Here is a 20,782-nt window from a genome sequence, read left to right on the forward strand (position 1 = left end):
GATGAAAATGATCGGTTTGATTGGCGGGATGAGCTGGGAATCCACCGCGCTCTATTACCGTATTATCAATGAGCAGGTGAAGCAGCAGCTGGGCGGTTTGCACTCCGCGCGCAGCCTGATGTACAGCGTCGATTTCCATGAAATCGAAAAGCTACAGGTGGCAGGCGAGTGGCAAAAAGCCGGCGAGATCCTGGCAGAAGCGGCGCTCAGTCTGGAAAAGGGCGGCGCGGATTTTATTGTGCTCTGTACCAATACCATGCACAAAGTCGCGCAGCAGATCACTGATGCGGTCCGCATTCCGCTGCTGCATATCGCCGATGCCACCGCACAACGCATTCGTCAGGCGGGCGTAAAAAAAGTCGGCTTGCTAGCAACGGCGTTCACCATGGAACAGGAATTCTACAAAGGCCGACTTAATCAGTCGGAGATCGACGTTTTGGTTCCCGATGCAGCCGGTCGTAAAGTGGTGCACGACATCATTTATCAGGAACTCTGTCTTGGCGTGATCCGCGATGAATCTCGTGCGCAATACCGCAAGATTATTGCTGAGCTGGTGGAGCAGGGCGCAGAAGCGATCATTCTCGGCTGCACCGAAATCACCTTACTGGTAAAAGCGGAAGATGCCAGCGTGCCGCTGTTCGATACGACCTTGATCCACGCAGAAGACGCCGTAAAACTCGCACTCGGGTAATTACGACCAGGTGCGCAAATTTGCGCACCTAAACCTATTTATGAGGTGCGCTTTAACTTGCGCGCCAACACCTGCAACTGCTGCGCAATCTCCGCCACATCCACCTCATCTTGCTGCGGCGTCGCCGTGGTTTCCCGCAACACTAACTCGGTTTCCAGCGTCTTCTCTGCCACATCGCCGCCTTCCAGCTGCGCCAGCAAGCGATCAACGCTTACCGCGCCCAACTGCTGCAAATCCTGACGCACGGTGGTTAATGGCGGCTGATACCACGCGCTTTCCGCGGTATCGTCGTAGCCAATCAGCGAAATCTCCGCCGGGATCTTCACGCCGTGCTGATGCAGCGCGCGCATCGCGCCGAGCGCCATTTGATCGTTAGCCACCAGCAGCGCTTGCGGCAGAGTGTTGGGCAACTGCGCCTGCAGCGCCTGATAACCCGATGCCGCGCTCCAGTCACCGCTCAGCACGCAGAATGGCTTGAGCTGGTGCGCCGCCAGCGCCTGTTGCCACGCGGCATAACGCGCGCGCGCCGAGGCAGAACTTTCCGGTCCATTTAACACGCCAATCTGGCGATGGCCGAGCGCCACCAGATGATCAACCGCCTGCTGCGCACCGGATTCGCTCTGATACTGGCATTGCGCCACTTCAGCACTGCGCTCCACATCGAGAAACAGCACCGGCTTGTTGTCGCACTGTTGCTGAATCTGCGCAGCCTGCGCCGCATCGAGCGGCAGGTTAATGAGTAGCGCATCCACGCGCTGCGCCAGCAGTTCATTCACTGTATCCTGCGGCGCATTATCGGGATTCGCCATGGCGATCACCAGATGATAACCCTGCGCCGCCGCCCGTTGCTGAATCGCCGAAGCGATCTGCGCGGGCGCCATCAAGGCTAAATCGCTGGTGGCGAGACCCAGCGTGCGGGTGTTTTTGCCCGCCAGCTGCTGCGCCACGCGATTCGGCACATAGTTGAGCTGCTGCATCGCGGCTTCTACTTTGGCGCGGGTGCGCGGCGAAACCTGCTCGGAATGGTTGAGGACGCGGGAAACGGTTTGATAAGAAACCCCAGCCAGATGAGCAACATCGTCGAGGGTTACGGAGCGCGCAGTCATGAATCTCTCCTGAAGATTGAGCTGCGAGTGTAGCAAATTTTTCCCTGCCGACACGCACTTAAGCCGCTACACTGCCAAAGGTAAAAAGAGGAGAACCGGATGCAGCTCAATAACCATCAGATTCAGGATATCAACACCCTGGCGGCCTGGCTGGCGCTGGATCAGATGCCACAAGATGGCACGCTCGACATCGATTTAGCCATTCTCGCTGGTCACGCGGTCCTGCCGAACGTGGAAGCGGTGATTGCCGTGGCGAAAAAGTATCAGCTGCCGTTATTGATCAGCGGCGGCACCGGTCACTCAACCTCGCTGCTGGTGGAGATGCTTGCCGCACATCCGCTGTATCGCCAAATCGACAGCAAAGGCAAAAGCGAAGCCGAGTTGCTGGGCGATGTCGCCCGCGTATTTGCCGCGCTGCCGGACGATTTGCTGCTGCTGGAAACCGCATCACGCAACTGCGGGGAAAACGCCGCCTTCAGCCAAAAGCTGCTGGATGAGCACAGCTGGCAGCCGCAGCGCGTGCTGCTGGTGCAGGATCCGCTGATGCAGCGTCGCACCTGGGAAACCTTCCGCTATCAATGGCGCGATCGTGCGGATGCACCGGAATTTATCAGCTGGCCGGTATTTGTGCCGCAGGTGATGATGGACGCGGGCATGCTGCGCATCATCGGCGCGCCGCCGCAAGGATTGTGGTCGATGGAGCGTTTTCTGTCGCTGCTGATGGGTGAAATCCAGCGCCTGCGCGACGATGAAAACGGCTACGGGCCGCGCGGAAAAGGTTTTCTTGGCCACGTCGAGGTGCCAGAAGCGGTGGAAGCCGGTTGGCAACGCCTGAAGCAGTTGCCCGGCGTGCAGTCACGGTTGTGATGTTTCGGTCGCCATGAATGGCGACCAACGTTATCGGTTCTGCACATACACCTGCAAATTGACATACACCGCGTTTAGCAACGGCGTCACTACGCCGCTGCGTGCGCCGCGCACCAGCAGATCGCCAATCACCTGATCGGCCTCAATCTCAAAGCCCTGGGTTAAATCGCGGTACATCGACGAGGTCATCGCCGCTTGAGGATTGTTCAGCGTCTCATAAATCTTCGCCGTCACCGCCGGACGCTGCTGATAACCTTCCGCACTCAGCACCGCCAACACTTCGCCAAAAACGCCTTGCAGCAGCGCTTCGCCACCTTTTGACGTCAGCACCTGTTGCGTATTGCCACGCGCGATACAACACACCGCACCCAGTGTGCTGAGCAGCAACCATTTTTCCCACAGCTCGCTGATGATGTTGTCGGCAAACACCGTATCAAACTGCGCCGCACGCAGCGCTTCATCCACGCGCTGCAAACGCGCATCGTTGTGACCGTCCAGCGCGCCGTAATAGAGAATATGCAGCGGTGTCATCTGCATCACTTCGCCATTTTCTCCCAGCGTGGCGTTGATTTTGCACAAACCGCCAATCACCTTGTCGCCAAAGCGCGCGCGCAGCGTATCGAAATGGCGCATGCCGTTGAGGATCGGCATGATCAGCGTGTCCGGACCGACGGCGGGCGCGATGTCACTCATCGCCTGATCCAGCGCGAAGCTTTTCACCGTCAAGATAATCAGATCGTAATGGCCATCAAGCGAACCGGCCTGCGCCAGCTGCGGCTGAATCACTTCGCTGCCGCCGGGGGTTTTCAGCACCAGACCGGTTTGCTGCAACTGTTGAAAACGGCGCTCGCGCACCAGAAAAGTCACATCACGTCCTGCTTGCGCCAGACGCGCACCAAAATAGCCGCCGGTGGCGCCGGCGCCGACTACCAGAATACGCATGGTCAATTTTCCCGTTGAGAGTGAAAGTCTTACCTTAAAGTGACCGGCGACGGCTTTCCAGCCCGTAAATGCTGAATCACCTGCAAGTTTTTAACGATGTTTAAAAAAGGCTCAAACTGTTCGTATTTACTCGTACAATAGGTTTAGGCTGTTGCGCAGCGGCGGGCAATGGTGCGCGCCGCAGAACGAGTCGAATGACTAAGGACGCATCATGCCCCGAACCCTCCCCATCGAACGTTATCGCAACATCGGCATCTCCGCGCACATCGATGCCGGTAAAACCACCACCACCGAGCGCATCCTGTTTTACACCGGAATGAGCCACAAGTTAGGTGAAGTGCACGATGGCGCGGCAACCACTGACTGGATGGCGCAGGAGCAGGAGCGTGGGATCACCATTACCTCGGCGGCGGTGAGCTGCTTCTGGCCAGGGATGGACGGCAGCTTTACGCCGCACCGTATCAACATCATCGATACGCCCGGACACGTCGATTTCACCATTGAAGTTGAGCGCTCAATGCGCGTACTCGATGGCGCGGTGATGGTGTATGACGCGGTTGGCGGCGTGCAGCCGCAGTCTGAAACCGTGTGGCGCCAGGCCAACAAATATCATGTGCCGCGCATCGCCTTCGTCAATAAAATGGACCGTCAGGGCGCGGACTTCTTCCGCGTGGTGCAGATGATGAAAGATCGCCTGCACGCCAATCCGGTGCCGATTGTCATTCCCATCGGCGCGGAAGAGCACTTTAGCGGCGTGGTCGATCTTAACAAAATGCGCGCTATTTACTGGGACGACGCCAGCCAGGGCATGAGCTTTAGCTATGCGCCGATTCCTGATGAGTTGCAGGCACTCGCTGCTGAGTGGCGCGAGAACATGGTGGCAGCGGCGGCAGAAGCCAGCGAAGCACTGATGGATCGTTATCTGGAGCAGGGCGATCTCAGTGAAGAGGAGGTGGTTGCCGGATTGCGTCAGCGCACCTTGCTCGGTGAAATCCAGCCGATGCTGTGCGGCAGCGCGTTCAAAAACAAAGGCGTGCAGCGCATGCTCGACGCGGTGATTGAGCTTATGCCTTCGCCGCTCGACGTACCGGCGGTGAGCGGCGTCAACGAGCAGGGCGAACACGATGAACGTCATGCGGATGACAGCGAGCCGTTCTCGGCGCTGGCGTTCAAGCTGATGAGCGATCCCTACGTGGGTCAGCTGACTTTCGTGCGCGTCTATTCCGGCGTGCTGCGTAAAGGCGACAGCGTGTGGAACGCGGTGAAAGGGCGCAAAGAGCGTATCGGTCGCATCGTACAGATGCAGGCCAATGACCGTATTGAGATCGAAGAGATTCGTGCCGGCGATATCGCCGCCTGCGTGGGTTTGAAAGAGGTCACCACCGGCGAAACGCTGTGCGATCCCCATGCGGTGATCACACTTGAGCGCATGGAGTTTCCTGATCCGGTGATTTCGCTGTCGATTGAGCCGAAAACCAAGAGCGATCAGGAGAAAATGGGCCTGGCGCTGCAGCGGCTGGCGGCCGAAGATCCGTCGTTCCGTCTGCACACCGATGAGGAATCGGGCCAGACGATTATCTCCGGCATGGGCGAGCTGCATCTGGAGATTATCGTGGATCGCATGAAGCGCGAGTTTGGCGTGGAAGCCAACATCGGTCGGCCGCAGGTTACCTATCGCGAAACCATTCGCAAAACGGTGCGCGAGGTGGAAGGCAAGTTTGTGCGCCAGTCGGGCGGTAAAGGTCAGTACGGCCATGTGGTGCTGACGCTGGAACCGCAGCAGGCGGGTGGCGGATTTGCCTTTGAAGACGCCACCAAAGGCGGCGTGGTGCCGCGCGAGTTCATTCCTTCGGTGGAGAAGGGGATTCGTGAAGCGCTGAACAGCGGCGTGCTGGCTGGTTATCCGGTGGTGGACATCAAAGCCACGCTGACGTTTGGTTCGTACCACGATGTCGATTCATCGGAAATGGCATTCCGTATGGCGGCGATCTTTGGCTTTAAAGCCGCCGCGAAACTGGCCGATCCGGTGATCCTCGAACCGCTGATGCAGGTGGAAGTGGAAACGCCGGAAGAGTATGCCGGTGGCGTGATGGGCGATTTGTCGGCGCGGCGCGGTACGCTGCAAGGCATGGATGAACGCTTTGGTGCGCGCATTATTCGCGCCGAAGTGCCGCTGTCCGAGATGTTTGGCTACGCCACCACGCTGCGATCGATGTCGCAAGGCCGCGCCACCTACAGCATGGAGTTTGCGCACTATGCGGAAGCACCCCGCAACGTGGCTGAAAGCATCATCGCCGCGCGCGCCTAAGCTTTAGTGTGAAATCAGACCGGGCACAGAGGTAACACTTTGTACCCGGCCTACTTTTAAATCGACCTGTCGACCGCGTGAGTCATTTAGCACCAAAAATGGACAGTTAATTTCCGCCAGGAAGCCGATAGTATTCGCAGAATCAGGAATATTTATCGGAAATTAATCATGGATGTCATTTATCTTGATCAGTCTTGCTATCACCAGCAGGGTTTAATTGCGCTGCTGGAACATTCAAGTATCACTTGCTGTAATACGCTTCGAGAAATGAAGACGCTGATGCTTGACAGGGAAAAAACCGCCACTCTTTCACCGATCATTATTTTTGATCTGCCAGAAAACTTCCGCACGGCGCTGGCTCAGATAGATTATCTGACCAGACTGAAAATCACCTTGAACGCGACGCTGATTTTCTTTTCGGATTCAGTGAAAAACAAGATTAACTACAGCAGTCATGCCATCGCAGCCGATTGTTTTATCGATAAAAAATCTTCAACCGGTACCATTAGTACTAAGCTGGCAATGATGCTGTGCCAACACAAAATCGACCAGCTAATGACGACTCCCGGATTAAATAATCATTTAACCAGGAAAGAGTTTAACTTTCTGCGATGCTTATTCACTTACGAATCGATTGAAGATGTGGCGAAAATAACCGGAATAAATAAAAAAACGCTCTATAGCCATCAGAATAAAATCGTTAAAAAACTCAATCTGAAAAACAGCCTGCATCTCTACCAGCGTTTTACTAATAACTTTTAAACCACCAATCGATTGCCTAATGCTGATAATATAATAATCGCATCAAATCATTGCACATTCCTTAGCGGCGCGATTTATCGCGCAATAAATTGCGCCGCTACAGTGTGTGCGCTCGGTAATTGCAGTTTTTATAACATCACCGTCCGCGCCATTATTGCGTCGTCGGGGTATAAATAATTCTCAACGTCCCCTGATAACGGCCCGCTGTTTTTGACGATAACGTGAAGGCGGGTGTAACAAGCTGCATCGGCGCAGGAACGCACAGCACTGAATTGCTCTGTCCCGGTAACACCACCCGTCGCAACACACCTCTGTTGGTGCCACTCCAGATAATCTCACTGCCGTTCTCAACCACCTGACGCGCTTTGGTCAGCGGGTTGATTACTTCAATCGCATAATCGAGGCGATTTTGCGCCAGAGTTTTATCCGCGCCTGTGCGATATAGCGAAAACAACCCTGTTCCCCGGCCGGGCGCGGCTGCACCTTCGTCCTGAAACAACAGGCTAACCCGGTTGCTGTCAGAATTATTGCCGTCGTACAGGCACATATCCAGCGAACGGCTGCCGCTGACGGTGGTAGTGGCGCGCCCACCGGGGAAGGTTTTTAAACCGAGATCCACAGTGGCGGCCGCATTGCCAAACTCCGGCAGATAGATCTGCTGGTTGCCGTAATCTGTCACCTTAAAGGTCATGTTGGCGATCCAGTCACCCATTTTCGTCACATTGGTACAACCCACGTTTACGTTTTGGGAATTCCCGGTGCAGGACGTCACTGGCCACTGCATCAGCGACATTTTCAGCGTCGCGCTCCAGGTGCCCGCCGATGGGAATTTACTCAGCTCGGAAGAGGGAAGATAGGCAGAATAATCGGTGCCATCGCCACGTGGCGTGACGGCCCCGCCAAAGGCATTCATCGGCACCAGATTGGTCGCCACCACCACATTATTCAGCGAGCGTCTTTTGGTGAGATAGACATTCAGTACCAACGTCTGTTTGGTGCTGCTTTCGGTAAACAACAGCGGCACGGGATAGGGTGACGGCGACGCTTCCAGCCAGACAGGTAATGTCAGGCAGGCACCATATTGATTGCTGGTGCGCGACTGGCAAACCAGCGTATTGCGGCCCCATTTTGGTGCGTCATTGGTATCATAACCGCCATTTTCATTGGTCCAGATCGGCAATTGCGCCGGTACTGACATGCGGTCAAAGGTTACGGCAACGCTGGTATTGCGCCCTGAAGGCGTGAGCATGGCGGCCTGCACCTGCATGCCCGCGATGAGGGCCAATAGCGTCAACGCGCTAATAACTCTACTTTTCATTTAAAATCCCTATTGTTGTTCCGGCGAAGACGACGTGGTGCGTGCCAGCGGAACCTCATCCGCCTGGCGGGTGACAATCAGCATTTTTGCCCGTTGCTGCACATCCTGCGGCACTGAAGCCAGCTCGATGGGTTTGCAGTCGCTGTCGCCGACATAGCGCACTACGTCATGGGTGCTTTTCACCTTCATTTCACAGCGGTACATCTGCATGCCGCGCACCATGTACAGATTTTTTATGCGGTGATCGGTCTCAGCGCTGAATCCGCCCTGGCCTAAACCGGACCAGCTGGCGACATTCAGCGGCGTGGCACCTTCCAGTGGACGCTGTTGGTTGATCATCAGCCTGCCAAGCCAGGTGTAGCGCGAAACAATATTCACTTTGCTCACCAGCATGCGGCCCGGCGCGATAAACAGCGTGCGTCGTCCGGCACCCTGGGTGATTTCACTGCGCATACCGTCGGTGGATTCGATGGAATCGTTGATGCTGATCGCGCTCTGGGTGTAAGCCGGTACGCTGAATAAAGTGCGGCCGGTGCCATGCAGGCTGGCGCTGCCCGCGCCATCAACGGAGACATCCACGCGTGTGTCGCGGCTTTCATCGCTGCTTGCCACATGTACGCCCACCGCCGCCCCGGGCAGGCCGTTGCCCCATTTGCCCCAATAGAGGCCGGAACGCGCTACCGCCAATGAGGAGTTGTAGCTGCCGCTGCTGCTGAAGCGCTGAGCGGATGAACCGGACGACGCAGAGCTGAATGCCAGGCTGCCGCTGCCGTATTCGCCCGCAGTTTTGCCGTAAACGGAAGCATTCAGAGTATTTTCCTGATTACCGTTGAGGTTCACGCCGATCTCCTGCTGATTCTGCGCATCGAAATACCAGTTTTGCGCCACGTTATAGCCAACCTGATCCTTGTTGTTGCGATCGGTTTGGTAGGTCATGCCGAGCGAACTGTAGCTCGAACGTGAATCGATGGTTGGCGTGCTGACGCGCGAGAGTGAGACGGAAAGGAAGCCACCGTTGTCGCGCTGAGTTCCGCTGCTGCTGGTGCGGGTAAAGAGATTGGCGCTGGTATTAATATTGAGTCCGTTGACGCTGAAGCCGCGCCCCAGGCCAGCCTGCCAGGTGGTAGTCTGCGTTTTACTGTAGATGTTGCGGCGCGCCCACTGCGGCACGACGCCGTTATCATCCCACTGCACCGGAAGCACATTGCGGCCCTCGTTCTTGCTGGCGCTATAACCGGCATTCAGATACCAGCTTTTTACCGGCACGCTGAACATCAGGCTGCTGCTCTGGTAACACCCGCTGAAACCGTACTGCCCACCGTTGTTGCTATAGCAATCCTGCGCATACAGGGCGCTGCGGTAGAAACTGAGGGAAAATCCGTCATTATAAGCGACCTGCTGGATATTGCCGCGTGAGCCTTCGCTGCCTTTCAGGTAGCTAAAGCGGGTGGTGAGGATGCCGTCGAGCAGCGGATTATCAAATCCGTGGCTCCAGTCGAGTGCGCTTTCGATAAAGCGGTTGCGGTTGGTCACGGCGACACCGCCGGTCAGCGCAGCGTCTTGCATCACAGGCACTTTGATGCCCGCCTGCATCACACGGCGATCGGCACCCGATTGCGATGCAGCGCCGTTGCCCTGCATCTCGCGATCGGGAATGGAGCCGCCTTGCACAAACCATTCAATGTTCTGGCTGGTGGCATTACCGGTGCGGCTAAAAGGAACCTGTTGGGTACGCGACAACTGATTATCTTCATAGATACGTAGCGTCACGCTGTAGCTACCATTGGGAAAGGCGCTGGTATCAAGATTTTGCGTGCCGGCATTGAGGTAAAAGGTGCCAAGCAGTTGCTGCCCGCGATAAGCATCAATACGCGACGGGCGCGTAATAAAGACAGTGACCGGCGTGCCTTGCGCCGCCTGTGCGCGGTTCATCCAGGCGAGCGTCGAACCGACGCGCGCACCTTCGATGGTGCTGAGCGGCAGTTGGCTTAAGGTAATGTTGCCGCCGGCGTTGCTGAAGATATCGCGCGAATCCATGCGTCCGGCCTGCACATAATAGCGTTTGCCGAGATCGCGGCGCAGAAACACGTTGTTAAAACGCACTTCCTGATGACTTTGCTGCCGGTATTTTTGCGCCAGATAGTCCCAGTCAATTCCGGCATAGCTGTTTTCAGTGAATCCTAGCGCGCCCGCCCCCTGCAGCGATAACGTCTGGTCATCGCGGTTGGTGACGAAGTTAATATTCTGCTGATGAATAAACGCCGCTTCCGTTTCGGCGGTCTGCTGGTAGTAGGGCGATGCGTTGTCAGCCGCAAGCGGCACAAATTCCGGGCCGAGAAACAGCGCCACTTTGGCATTATTTTCGTCATAGATCAGCGCGAGGGAATCGGTCTCCAGATAGTCACAGCCCGCTGCGCCGCCGTTGCTGCTGCATGCCTTATTACCGTTGCGTGCCAAAGGTTCACTGATGAGATGGTCTAAGCGCTTTTCCTGCTGCGGATCCTTTTGATAATGCTGCATCACCGCCCGCGCAACCTGATGCGGTTTCAAGAACCTGACGCTATCCAGCGAAACAGAAGCTTCAAACAAGCCAAGCGATTGCCCGTAAACAGAAAGGTTGACCCACAGCGTCTGGCCGGTGACCAGCGATTCGAAACCAGGCGGAACCTGCGTGGCAGCACGAGGAGCGAGAGAAGGGATCAGGGTAATGAAAGAGGCTATTAAAGCGACGTGAATATTGACCTTCATTACAGCATCCTGCTGAAAAAGAATAATAAGGGGGCCGAGCGGCCCCCCGAAATAATTGATCAGTCAATGCCGACAAATTAGCTCTGCGTGGTGGCCTGTGTAATTAACAGGCTCACTACGCCGGTATAGGTGCCGGTTGCCAGCACGCCCGGCGTGGTCTGCGAAATTTTCAGTGGCAATACTGACGAACCGTTTGCGGTGCCCGCCGGGAACAGCGAGGCGTAAGTCAGGGCCGTGTTCGTGGTGGTGATCGGTTTTAAATCCGCACCCAGCGTGACGGTCAAAGGTACCGCTGTACCGGTAACGGTATTGTTAAGCTGAGCGGCACTCACCAGCGCAACGTTGATATTGGCAGTTTGCGAGTTCGACCAGATTTTGGTGTCCAGAGAATAGGTAGATAAACCACGGCCCGGAATATATTGCATATTAATGGTGCCGGGTAATGCGGTTCCGTCCGCCTGCGTCATATCCACCGTCGAATCAACATTCGCATTCACCGTAATATCTTTCTGCACCGCCTGTGCATTAAATACAGCCGTTAACGCAGCAGCGATGACTAGTGGTTTGATTAATTTTTGCATTTGTAGCTCCGTGAAAATCCTTGTACTGGCCGTAAATGACCGTCTCATGGGTAATGAACTGCTTTATAACAAACAGGTTGTTATTCCTTTAATACGTGTTGATCAGTGTCCGATAACGTACTCGGCGATATTCCGCGTATTGAGATCAACATGTTTTATTCTGACTTCCTGAGCAGCAGCTAATTCTGCCGAACTCCAGGCTTTAAAACGCAATGTCTCATCCGGATAAACCGTGGCGTGTTCTTTTTTCCACTGACAGCTGCTGCTGCTATGTTGTTTTGAGCAAACCGCGACCTCACGAATCACTACGCGAACCGTGCCAGCGTTTTTGACTTCGCCTGATGCTGATTGCGTGAGCGATAATCTGGCATTACGCGGCGGAATATGTACCAGCACGCCCCAGACTAAATTGATGCCGACCTGGTTGCTGATGTTATTATTCTGCGGCGATTTATCTTTCAATTCATCCGGGGCAGCCACGGCCTCGAAGTAAACGCGCCAGGCAGTTTCTTTTTCTGGCGGTTGTAATGAAATTAGCCGAATAATGCGTTGTGAACCGGAAGCCAGCGCGAATTTATCCGGGGTGGCGATAAGCGATGGCGAAACGGCATCTTCAACCAATATTTCTTTTTCAAAAGGTGTTGCAGGGCGCTCAATTCGCTTGATGCTGACGCGAATAAACTGCGCTTCACCGCTTTGCGATAATGTCTGCACCTGTGCCGCACCCTGATTATTTAGGGTGACTTCCATCGGATAGACACTCATATTCGCCCATGCCGCTGGCATGGAAATAAAACCCATGATAATCAGTGGGTAAGCGAGTTTTTTCACCAGAGTGTTATGGTTTAAAATAGCCATTGAAAGGCCGTGGCGCAGTGTCTTATGCGGTGAGTCGTCCATGATAAATCCTTATAAATTCCATCAAAAATCTGTCGGATATTCCCTGTATGAATCGGCTTAGCTATAAACCAGTCTCACTTAACCAAGTGGAATAACCGTGCGTTAAGAAAGTTCTCATAGGGGCTTTGTTAAGTCACTGTCCATTTTTGTGGTTAATTTTTTTAAGCCGTGCTACAAAGGGAATACTTGAGGAAATATCGCGACCTAACTTAATGAAATAATTGTAAAAACAAAGATCAATTTTCAGGCTTAGAAATGGGCATGTCAGCTCAGAATAAATCAAGCTTTACATAAAATAGTCTATTGATGGTAAGATCGTGCCCAGAAGGGCAAAAAGACCCATGTTAATCTTAAAATATTAACCTCAGAAATAATACCTCCATAAAGCATCATAAACCGCCTCTCAACAGGATTTAAATAAATCCGGGAGCATGAGGGTGATTTTTTAAAAAATTTTATAATTGATAACCAGGCACACCACACAGCAATATGAAAAGCAAACAGCAACTCACAGCATTAATTCACCAACGCGCAGCCGAGATTAAGTCAAATGACAACATCTCATTAGTTATGCAGAAGCATTACAAACTATTGTTCAGACTGTATCTGACTAAGCCGCTCTATTTTAAAGTCATTTTCAAAGCTAATCGCTTTATTATTGGCTCGGCCATCATGGCGTACGCCTTCACCTCAGCAAACCCAACGCTGCGTGATGTTAAAGACTTTTGTAAAAAAACCGGTCTGATTAGCGACAACACTATTGATTCCTTTCTGCTCTTTATTCGGGTAGGTGGGCGTATGGAAGTTAAAAAGGACGCGCAGGATAAACGAAAGTTAACCTACACGGTGACCCGCAAAGCGCTGGATGAAACGCGGGCTTTAATTAATACCATGATGATTCCTTACGGTATGTTGTACGACGATTTCGATGTTTCGGCTTGCCTGAAAATGGAAAACTTTCATGCCGAATACTTCAAAAAATACGCTGAAATCACGCTCAAGCATGTTTACTTGTTCGATATGGTGCCAGAGAGTAAAGCCTTCATTTTCAGGGATGCCGGGCACATGCTGTTGATGGATCTGTACATCGAGAGTCTGCAACAAAAAACCACTGTTATTGAGTACAACTACCTGAAAGCGTCAGTAAAATGTGGGGTTTCGCGTTCGCACATCAAACGCTGCCTGCAGGACGCTGAAGCAGCCGGGTTGCTGACGCTGAACAAAACCAGTAATACGCTCATTTTGCATCTCTCCTTTATGCACATGGCGCTGGATTATTTTGCGGTTTATATGGCCATGGTCGAGTACGGATTACGCGGTTTATCGGGTGTGCCTCCACTACCGGCGAGCCTGTCACGATAATCTGTTTTTTTGCTGATTAGTGATTTGCCAAATTCAACAAATCGATTGCCACTATTGTCGTTTTACATTTTTCCCTGTTCCTCAACGTGGAATATGGCCCGACGCAGGATGTGAAAGTGCGCCAGGCGTTGCTGCAAGGTCTGGATATCGATCCGCTGCTGAAGTCGGTGTATCGCGGCGAACGCACCCGCGCGTGGGGCATCACGTCGCCCATCGATCCGCTTTACAACAAAGAGCTGGAGGGCAAATACGGCAACAATCCGGATGCGGCCAATACCCTGCTGGATGAAGCAGGATGGAAAAACCGCGATGGCGAAGGCTTCCGCACCAAAGATGGCCAGCGTCTGCGCATTGAGCTGATTCAGGCACAGGCAACGGTGCGCGACCAGCGCGATGTGCTGCTGCAGGCGATTCAGGCGCAGGCGCGTCAGCGTCTTGGCGTGGATCTCAAGCTGAACTACGTTGATTCTGGTACTTATGCCGATGTGCGTAAAAGCGGTAAGTTCGGCACCATCGCCAACTCCAACACGCCAACCGATGGCGTGGATATCGAAAACCACTATCGTCCGATCGCTCAGGGCGGCGCAATTAACTATAGCCGCGTCAACGATGAGAAGATCAATGGCTTGCTGGATAAAGCCGCCAGCACGCTGGATCTTAAGAAACGCCGCGATTTCTACAGCCAACTGCAGCAGGTCGCATTACCGCAACTGGCATTGGCAGTGCCGCTCTACGAACCGGAAGATCAGTTAGCCACCGCCAGCTACGTGCACGGCTACGGTTTCCGCAGCTATAAGCAGATGCCAGAAAGCGTTTACGATGTGTGGGTAACTAAACCGTAATATCGCCCGTTCGGTCACCGTAGGGTCGCCACAAATGGCGTAATGCTTGTCAGTTAAGCCAACGACGAGTGCGCAGACCGGGACCACTTTTGGTCCGGCGGTCCTCGCGCCGCTAGCGCGGTACCTTCACTTTGCTCGTCTGCCTGACGGACCAGCGGAGACGGGACGTCCTGTCCCGGCTCCGCCTTTCGCCCGCGTCCTGCGGGCTCTCCTGGCTTCCTCGCTGCGTTCAGCGCTGCGGATTGCCTGCCCAAAAGTGGCCCCGGCCTGCTTAAACTTCTGTGCGTGTTTTTAGAAAGGGCACATTTGCTAAAGGCGCTGGCGCGTCTGCTGCGGCAAAAGGGCTATCCGCAGCGCTGAGGCTTTTACGTTGGGCCAGGAGCCTCACGCAGGGATGCGTGAGGCAGTTCGGGGCCGGCCAGGACGGCCGATCCGCGAACGGTCCGTTTGGCACAACGTTGAAGCCGAAGGTACCGCGTAAGCGGCGCGAGGACGGCCCGTGACGCAGCAGATGTGTCAGAGCCTGCTACCTGTTCAAAGCAAAATGCTTGCTTAACTGACAGTCATTACTCCATTAATGGCGACCCTACGAGAGTTTTATTTCCGTGGGCATTATTGCATCGCAATAAAATACCATTTCCCATATTCAACAAATCGATTGCCGTTATTCTCGGTTTACTTTAATCCGCCGGATTTTAATACTTTCGGCAGGATTGAATAAGGAAATGGTCACCATGTGTCAGCTAATTGAAGTTGCCAAGCCCGACGATGCGGAAGAAATATTTGCGCTATTGCAACGCGCCTATGCTGCGCTGGTGGCGCTGGATGTGCATTTCACCATTTCACAGGGCAACGTCGAGCAGGTGCGCCGCGTCATCGAGCAGGAAACCGTGCTGGTGCTACGCAAATGGAAACGCGCGGTGGCGACCGTCACGGTGCGTTTTCCGTGGCAGCAGGATGAACATGCGCCTTCGTCGCTGCCGTTTATCCACTGGTTCGCCGTCGACCCTGATTACAAAGGACAGGGCTACGGCCGCGACATCATCACCTACGCGGAAGAAACCCTGCTGAAAGAGACGCTGAAAGCGCCGGGCGTCTATCTCGCCACCGCCATCAAGCATCCATGGCTGAGCGAACTCTATCTGCGTCGCGGTTATCAACCGTTCCATCACCGTACCAATCCATTAGGCGAAGCGCTGGTGTTTCTGAAAAAGGAATTCAACCCGCCAGCCTTTCAACCCATCGCCAAAATCGCCTGAATAACTAAAAAAGCACCTGCAACCACCAAGGATCTTATGAAAGCGAATTCAATCACTCTCGCGCTGGGTGTGACCTGCCTGCTGGGAAGCGCATCTCTTTTTGCCGCTGAGCAACCGCGCAGCGGCGGCAGCTTAACCTTCGGCGTCGAAACTGAACCCGTGCCGTTTAACCCGCAGCTAAATGGGCAATCCAAAGCGGAAGTGACGCTGCGTAACGTGTGGGAATCGCTGCTGGCGCGTCGAACCGACGGCAGTTTCGTACCCTGGCTGGCAGAAAGTTATGAGGTCAGTCCGGACGGCAAAGTGTATCGCTTTAGCCTGCGCCGCGACGTCACCTTTTCCAACGGCGAGAAGCTGGATGCCAATGCGGTGGCCGAGAATTTCCGCCATGTGCAGGATGCAAAGTATTGCGCCGGCAGCAGCATCTGCGCGTTGGGCGCGAGAATTGCCAGCGTGGCGACGCCAGACGATCACACCGTCACCATCACGCTGAAGCAGGGCTATTCGCCGTTCCTGTCGTTCGCCGCCAAATTGCAGATTCTGGCACCGGCCAGCTGGAACTCGCCGCAGCTGAAAGCCGGTGGCAAAGAGATTGCGGGCACCGGGCCGTTTATTATCGAGAGCTACGAAAAAGGCCAGCAGGTGACATTCGTACGCAACCCGCACTACAACTGGGCGCCCGCCACCGCTAAGCATCAAGGCCCGGCCTATCTGGAACGCGTGACCTATCGCTTCCTGCCGGAATCCTCGGTGCGAACCGGCGCGCTGCTGTCCGGGCAGCTGGACGCGATTGAAGGGATTTCTGGCAATGACGCCGGTGAATTCAAAGACAATCCCGACTTCACTTATCAGCACGCGCTGAATACCGGCACGCCGTATTCACTGTTCCTTAATGTGGAATACGGCCCGACGCAGGATGTGAACGTGCGTCAGGCGTTACTACAAGGGCTGGATATCGATCCGCTGCTGAAGTCGGTGTATCGCGGCGAACGCACCCGCGCGTGGGGTATTACTTCGCCGGTCGATCCGCTCTACAACAACGATCTCGAAGGTCAGTATGGTAACAATCCCGCTGTCGCCAACCAGCTGCTGGATGAAGCGGGCTGGCAAACGCGCGACAGCGACGGTTTCCGCACCAAAGACGGCCAGCGCCTGAGCATTGAAGTGATTCAGGCGCAGGCAACGGTGCGCGACCAACGCGATGTGCTGCTGCAGGCGATTCAGGCGCAGGCGCGCCAGCGTCTCGGCGTGGAGATCAAACTGCGCTACGTCGATTCTGGCACCTACACCGAGGTGCGCAACACCGGCCACTTCGGCTCGATTGCTAATTCGAATACCGAAACCGACGGCATCGATATCGAAAACCACTATCGCCCGGTAAAAGCTGGCGGGCCGATTAACTACAGCCGCGTCAACAGCCCGCAAATCAACGGCTGGCTCGATCAGGCGGCAGCGACGCTGGATATTAATCAGCGCCGTAAATTCTACAGCCAGCTGCAGCAATACGCGCTGCGACAGCAGGCGCTGGCGATCCCGCTGTATGAACCAGAAGACCAGATCGCCACCGCCAGCTACGTGCACGGTGCCGGTTTCCGCAGTTTTAAACAGATGCCGGAGAACGCGTACGACATCTGGATCAGCGACCACTAACAGGAGGCGAAGATGAGTCTGGAAAGCATTGTCACCCGCACGCCACGCGCGCGTCGGCCATCGGTGTGGCGCAGCGACCTGACACGCCGCATCGTCAGCCGCCTGCTGGGCGGCGTTCTGGTGCTGTGGGCGGCGGTTTCGCTGGCCTTTCTCGGCGTGCATCTGGCGCCGGGCGATATCGTCAGCCTGCTGATCGGTGAGCAGTTGCGTACGCCAGCCATTGAGGCGGCGATCCGCGCCGAATGGGGCCTGAACGAACCGCTGTGGTGGCAATATCTGCACTATATGTGGCGCGTGCTGCACGGCGATTTTGGCCGTTCTTACATGCTCAACACTGAAGTCAGCCATCTGCTGGCCACGCAGCTGTGGCCCACCATCAAACTGACGCTGGCGGCGCTGCTGGTCAGCATTATTTTTGCGGTGGTGATTGCCGTCGGCACCGCGCATCGTCGCATTGGTCGCCGCGTGGCTAACGGTGTCGAGCTGCTGCTGGCCTCCACGCCCTCTTTCTGGATGGGCATCGTGCTGCTGTTTATTTTCAGCTTCACGCTGCGCTGGTTCCCGGTGGCGGGCGATCGCTCGCTATCGTCGCTGGTGCTACCGGCGCTGGCGCTCGGTCTGGCGCAGGGCGCGGTGATCGCTCAACTGCTGCGCCGCGAGCTGGAGCGCGCGCTGGATGCGCCATTCACCCTCACGCTGCGCGCATGGGGCGTGGGGGAAACCACCCTTCGTCTGCGCCACGCGCTGCGTCATGCGGCGCTGCCTGCCGTCACGTTAACCGGCTGGCTGGTGGGCGGATTGCTGAGCGGCGCGGTGATTACTGAACAGGTATTTGGTCGTCCCGGCCTTGGCAAACTGACCGTCGATGCGGTGCTGGCGCAGGATCTGCCGGTGGTGCTGGCGGTAGCGATTCTCTCGGCACTAATCTACGTGGTAATGAGCACCCTGGTTGACATCCTGTCGCTGTGGATTGATCCGCGTCTGCGCGGGGAGAGCAAATCATGATTGCCGTGCTGCAACGCTTTCCGGTTACGCTGCCCGCCGCGGTGTGGGCAGCGATTCTGTTTCTCATTGTATTGGCTATCGCGGTGATCGCGCCGCAGTGGCTGGCGCACAGCGATCCGCTGCTGGCCGATCCGGTTAACGCGCAGCTGCCGCCGTCGGCGCAGCATTGGTTAGGCACCGATCAGCTGGGACGCGATCTGCTGACGCGCGTGATCTACGGCAGCCGCTATTCGCTACTGATCAGCGTGGCGGCGATGGCGCTGGCGGTGGTGTTTGGCACTTTGCTGGGATTGGTGGCGGCGCTGGCGCGTGGCGTGGTTGATGAGCTGTTGAGCCGCGCGGTGGATGTGATTTCCGCCTTTCCCGATCTGCTGCTAGCGCTGATGCTGATCGCCTTTACCGGGCCCGGCACCAACAACCTGATTATCGCGCTCGGCGTTGCGTCGGTGCCGCGTTTTGCCCGCGTGGTGCGGGCACAAACCTACAGCGTGATGACCTCCGGCTACGTTGAGCAGGCGCGTACCTTTGGCCTGTCACGCTTCACGCTGATCACGCGCCACATTTTGCCGCACGCCATTGCGCAGGTGCCGGCGCTGGCCACGCTGGGGCTCGGCACCGCGATTATCGGTACCGCCGGACTGAGTTTCCTCGGCATGGGGCCGCAGCCACCGACCGCCGAATGGGGCCTGATGCTGGCGGAAGGACGCAATTATCTGCGTAACGCATGGTGGATCGCCGTGTGGCCGGGCGTGTTTATCACGCTGACGGTGATTGCGGTGAATACGCTGGGTCGTTACTGGCAGGCACGTTTTGAAGGACGATCCGCATGAGCCAGCCGTTTATTGATATCCAGAATCTCTCGATTCGTTTCGGGCCGCAGCAGGTGGTGAAAAACCTCAACCTGCAGGTCGCGGCGGGCGAATCCGTGGCGCTGGTCGGGGAATCCGGTTCCGGCAAAACCCTGACCGCGCGCAGCCTGCTTGGCCTGCTGCCGGAGGGCGCAGTATTAACCGCCGACCGTTTCACCATCGACGGGCGCGATATGCGCCACGCCAGCCGCAGCGACTGGCGCGCGCTGCGCGGTCGCCGCATTGGCTATGTGTTGCAGGACGCGTTGGTGTCGCTCGATCCGCTGCGCCGCATTGGTCAGCAGCTGAGTGATGCCCTTAGCGCCGCCGGTCATCGCAACAATTTGCAGGACAAAAGCCTCGCACTGCTGAAGGCGGCGGGCATTCACGATGCCGAAAGCCGCCTCGAACGCTATCCGCATCAGCTCTCGGGCGGCCAGCGCCAGCGTGCGTTAATTGCTACCGCGCTGGCCGGTACGCCAACCTTATTGATCGCCGATGAACCGACCACCGCGCTGGATATGACGGTGCAGCGCCAGATTCTGCAACTGCTGGCGCAGCGCCGCCGCGACGGCCATGGCCTGCTGCTGATCAGCCACGATTTGGCGGTGGTGGCGGAACTGGCGGATCGCGTGCTGGTGATGCGCGATGGCGAAGTGGTGGAGCAGGGCAACAGCGGCCCGCTGCTCCATCGTCCGCAACACGCCTGGACGCAGCGCCTGCTGCGCGCGGTGCCAACGCCCGCCACGCGCGGTCTGCGCCTGAGCGCGGCTGAACCGACGCCGCTGCCGCCGCGCCCGACACCCAGCAGCGCACCGTTGCTGGAAGGCATCGGCCTGCATAAAGCCTATGGCGATCGCCTGGTGCTCAACGACATCAACTTCACGCTGCACGCCGGAGAGACGCTTGGCGTGGTCGGCGAATCCGGCTCCGGCAAAACCTCGCTGGTGAAAGTGGTGATGGGCTTAACCGAACCGGACAGCGGCACGCTGCTGCTGGAAGGTGAGCGCTGGGATCGTCTGCCGGAGAAAGCGCGCCGCGCCCGGCGTGCGCGTTTGCAGCTGATCGCGCAGGACCCGTTCAGCTCATTCGATCCGCGCTACACGGTGGAGAAAATTATCGGCGAAAGCCTCGACAGCGCCGGAATTTACGGCGATGCGCGCCGTCAGCGCGTGCGTCAACTGCTGGATGAAGTGCAGCTCGGCGACCGCTTCCTGCAGCGCTATCCGCAACAGCTGTCCGGCGGCCAGCGTCAGCGCGTGGCGATTGCGCGCGCCTTTGCACCGAATCCGGCGCTGCTGGTGGCCGATGAACCGGTCAGCGCGCTCGATGTATCGGTGCAGGCGCAGGTGCTGGATCTGCTGGCCGATATGCAGGCCGAACACGGCACCGCGCTGCTGTTTATCTCTCACGATCTCGGCGTGATCCAGCATCTGGCGGATCGCGTGCTGGTGATGCAGAACGGGCAAGTGGTGGAGAGCGGGGCGCTGCAGCAAGTGTTCGCCGCGCCGCAGCATCCGTGGACGCAAAAACTGTTACAGGCGCTGCCGGTCATCCCTGACTGGCAGCCCGCGAACGCATACTAAGGAGAGC

16 protein-coding genes and 1 pseudogene are annotated in these 20,782 nt (G+C 56.3%); 11 read left to right on the forward strand and 6 right to left on the reverse strand.

All coding sequences use genetic code 11. The features are described 5' to 3' along the window. The first annotated feature begins 1 nt into the window (after position 1). Positions 2–691 carry an aspartate/glutamate racemase family protein gene (locus P6287_RS19820; protein WP_192414671.1) on the forward strand — a complete coding sequence of 230 codons (690 nt, stop codon included), beginning with the start codon at positions 2–4 and terminating at the stop codon, positions 689–691. Positions 692–729: 38 nt separating this feature from the next. On the opposite strand, the gene P6287_RS19825 is transcribed toward P6287_RS19820, so the two are convergent. Further along, the gene (locus P6287_RS19825) at positions 730–1,797 is read right to left on the reverse strand and encodes a LacI family DNA-binding transcriptional regulator (RefSeq protein WP_277975164.1); all 1,068 of its coding nucleotides are present in this window, start codon (positions 1,795–1,797) and stop codon (positions 730–732) included. A gap of 99 nt (positions 1,798–1,896) precedes the next feature. On the opposite strand from P6287_RS19825, the gene P6287_RS19830 reads away from it, so the two are divergent. Further along, positions 1,897–2,664 carry a YdcF family protein gene (locus P6287_RS19830; RefSeq protein ID WP_137387139.1) on the forward strand — a complete coding sequence of 256 codons (768 nt, stop codon included), beginning with the start codon at positions 1,897–1,899 and terminating at the stop codon, positions 2,662–2,664. Between the two features lie 30 nt (positions 2,665–2,694). Here the strand turns inward: P6287_RS19830 and P6287_RS19835 are convergent, their stop codons facing one another. Next, positions 2,695–3,606 carry a ketopantoate reductase family protein gene (locus P6287_RS19835; protein ID WP_192414667.1) on the reverse strand — a complete coding sequence of 304 codons (912 nt, stop codon included), beginning with the start codon at positions 3,604–3,606 and terminating at the stop codon, positions 2,695–2,697. 211 nt (positions 3,607–3,817) lie between these two features. Between P6287_RS19835 and fusA the strand changes: the two genes are divergently transcribed. Next, positions 3,818–5,914, forward strand: a complete 2,097-nt coding sequence (gene fusA, locus P6287_RS19840) for an elongation factor G (protein ID WP_277975165.1) — start codon at positions 3,818–3,820, stop codon at positions 5,912–5,914. A 168-nt stretch (positions 5,915–6,082) separates the two neighbouring features. After that, positions 6,083–6,676: a LuxR C-terminal-related transcriptional regulator gene (locus P6287_RS19845; RefSeq protein WP_210080120.1), complete on the forward strand. Its 594-nt coding sequence runs from the start codon at positions 6,083–6,085 to the stop codon at positions 6,674–6,676. A gap of 151 nt (positions 6,677–6,827) precedes the next feature. Here the strand turns inward: P6287_RS19845 and P6287_RS19850 are convergent, their stop codons facing one another. The 4 genes from P6287_RS19850 to P6287_RS19865 all read right to left on the reverse strand — a co-directional run bounded on the left by P6287_RS19850 (position 6,828) and on the right by P6287_RS19865 (position 12,223). After that, positions 6,828–7,994, reverse strand: coding sequence for a CfaE/CblD family pilus tip adhesin (locus P6287_RS19850; RefSeq protein ID WP_277975166.1), 1,167 nt, complete (start codon positions 7,992–7,994; stop codon positions 6,828–6,830). Between the two features lie 9 nt (positions 7,995–8,003). Continuing rightward, a complete protein-coding gene (locus tag P6287_RS19855) occupies positions 8,004–10,742 on the reverse strand; it encodes a TcfC E-set like domain-containing protein (protein ID WP_277975167.1) in 2,739 nt (912 codons plus the stop codon). A gap of 77 nt (positions 10,743–10,819) precedes the next feature. Continuing rightward, the gene (locus P6287_RS19860) at positions 10,820–11,323 is read right to left on the reverse strand and encodes a CS1 type fimbrial major subunit (protein WP_192235365.1); all 504 of its coding nucleotides are present in this window, start codon (positions 11,321–11,323) and stop codon (positions 10,820–10,822) included. A gap of 102 nt (positions 11,324–11,425) precedes the next feature. Further along, a complete protein-coding gene (locus P6287_RS19865) occupies positions 11,426–12,223 on the reverse strand; it encodes a fimbrial protein (RefSeq protein WP_277975168.1) in 798 nt (265 codons plus the stop codon). 489 nt (positions 12,224–12,712) lie between these two features. On the opposite strand from P6287_RS19865, the gene P6287_RS19870 reads away from it, so the two are divergent. From P6287_RS19870 to P6287_RS19900, 7 genes and pseudogenes are all read left to right on the forward strand, one after another. Continuing rightward, entirely contained in the window at positions 12,713–13,585 is an 873-nt protein-coding gene (locus P6287_RS19870) for a hypothetical protein (protein ID WP_277975169.1), read from the forward strand. A gap of 68 nt (positions 13,586–13,653) precedes the next feature. Further along, positions 13,654–14,427, forward strand: a pseudogene (locus P6287_RS19875) (ABC transporter substrate-binding protein); the annotation flags it as partial. 734 nt (positions 14,428–15,161) lie between these two features. Next, entirely contained in the window at positions 15,162–15,686 is a 525-nt protein-coding gene (locus P6287_RS19880) for a GNAT family N-acetyltransferase (RefSeq protein ID WP_277975170.1), read from the forward strand. A 36-nt stretch (positions 15,687–15,722) separates the two neighbouring features. Next, the gene (locus tag P6287_RS19885) at positions 15,723–17,336 is read left to right on the forward strand and encodes an ABC transporter substrate-binding protein (protein WP_277975171.1); all 1,614 of its coding nucleotides are present in this window, start codon (positions 15,723–15,725) and stop codon (positions 17,334–17,336) included. Positions 17,337–17,348: 12 nt separating this feature from the next. Next, positions 17,349–18,341, forward strand: coding sequence for an ABC transporter permease (locus tag P6287_RS19890; protein WP_192235352.1), 993 nt, complete (start codon positions 17,349–17,351; stop codon positions 18,339–18,341). Beyond that, positions 18,338–19,171: an ABC transporter permease gene (locus tag P6287_RS19895; RefSeq protein ID WP_277975172.1), complete on the forward strand. Its 834-nt coding sequence runs from the start codon at positions 18,338–18,340 to the stop codon at positions 19,169–19,171. Before P6287_RS19890 ends, P6287_RS19895 begins: the two co-directional genes overlap by 4 nt. Beyond that, on the forward strand, positions 19,168–20,775 hold the full coding sequence (locus P6287_RS19900; RefSeq protein ID WP_192414647.1) for an ABC transporter ATP-binding protein: 1,608 nt from the start codon (positions 19,168–19,170) through the stop codon (positions 20,773–20,775). Before P6287_RS19895 ends, P6287_RS19900 begins: the two co-directional genes overlap by 4 nt. Positions 20,776–20,782 lie beyond the last annotated feature (7 nt).

It is taken from the genome of Pantoea sp. X85 (genome assembly GCF_029623675.1).
GTDB lineage: Bacteria > Pseudomonadota > Gammaproteobacteria > Enterobacterales > Enterobacteriaceae > Pantoea > Pantoea leporis.

Bases quoted from the DNA above. Each gene is read 5' to 3' on its own strand.
- P6287_RS19820 (WP_192414671.1), top strand. From the start codon at position 2: ATGAAAATGATCGGTTTGATTGGCGGGATGAGCTGGGAATCCACCGCG.
- P6287_RS19825 (WP_277975164.1), bottom strand. From the start codon at position 1,797: ATGACTGCGCGCTCCGTAACCCTCGACGATGTTGCTCATCTGGCTGGG.
- P6287_RS19830 (WP_137387139.1), top strand. From the start codon at position 1,897: ATGCAGCTCAATAACCATCAGATTCAGGATATCAACACCCTGGCGGCC.
- P6287_RS19835 (WP_192414667.1), bottom strand. From the start codon at position 3,606: ATGCGTATTCTGGTAGTCGGCGCCGGCGCCACCGGCGGCTATTTTGGT.
- fusA (WP_277975165.1), top strand. From the start codon at position 3,818: ATGCCCCGAACCCTCCCCATCGAACGTTATCGCAACATCGGCATCTCC.
- P6287_RS19845 (WP_210080120.1), top strand. From the start codon at position 6,083: ATGGATGTCATTTATCTTGATCAGTCTTGCTATCACCAGCAGGGTTTA.
- P6287_RS19850 (WP_277975166.1), bottom strand. From the start codon at position 7,994: ATGAAAAGTAGAGTTATTAGCGCGTTGACGCTATTGGCCCTCATCGCG.
- P6287_RS19855 (WP_277975167.1), bottom strand. From the start codon at position 10,742: ATGAAGGTCAATATTCACGTCGCTTTAATAGCCTCTTTCATTACCCTG.
- P6287_RS19860 (WP_192235365.1), bottom strand. From the start codon at position 11,323: ATGCAAAAATTAATCAAACCACTAGTCATCGCTGCTGCGTTAACGGCT.
- P6287_RS19865 (WP_277975168.1), bottom strand. From the start codon at position 12,223: ATGGACGACTCACCGCATAAGACACTGCGCCACGGCCTTTCAATGGCT.
- P6287_RS19870 (WP_277975169.1), top strand. From the start codon at position 12,713: ATGAAAAGCAAACAGCAACTCACAGCATTAATTCACCAACGCGCAGCC.
- P6287_RS19880 (WP_277975170.1), top strand. From the start codon at position 15,162: ATGTGTCAGCTAATTGAAGTTGCCAAGCCCGACGATGCGGAAGAAATA.
- P6287_RS19885 (WP_277975171.1), top strand. From the start codon at position 15,723: ATGAAAGCGAATTCAATCACTCTCGCGCTGGGTGTGACCTGCCTGCTG.
- P6287_RS19890 (WP_192235352.1), top strand. From the start codon at position 17,349: ATGAGTCTGGAAAGCATTGTCACCCGCACGCCACGCGCGCGTCGGCCA.
- P6287_RS19895 (WP_277975172.1), top strand. From the start codon at position 18,338: ATGATTGCCGTGCTGCAACGCTTTCCGGTTACGCTGCCCGCCGCGGTG.
- P6287_RS19900 (WP_192414647.1), top strand. From the start codon at position 19,168: ATGAGCCAGCCGTTTATTGATATCCAGAATCTCTCGATTCGTTTCGGG.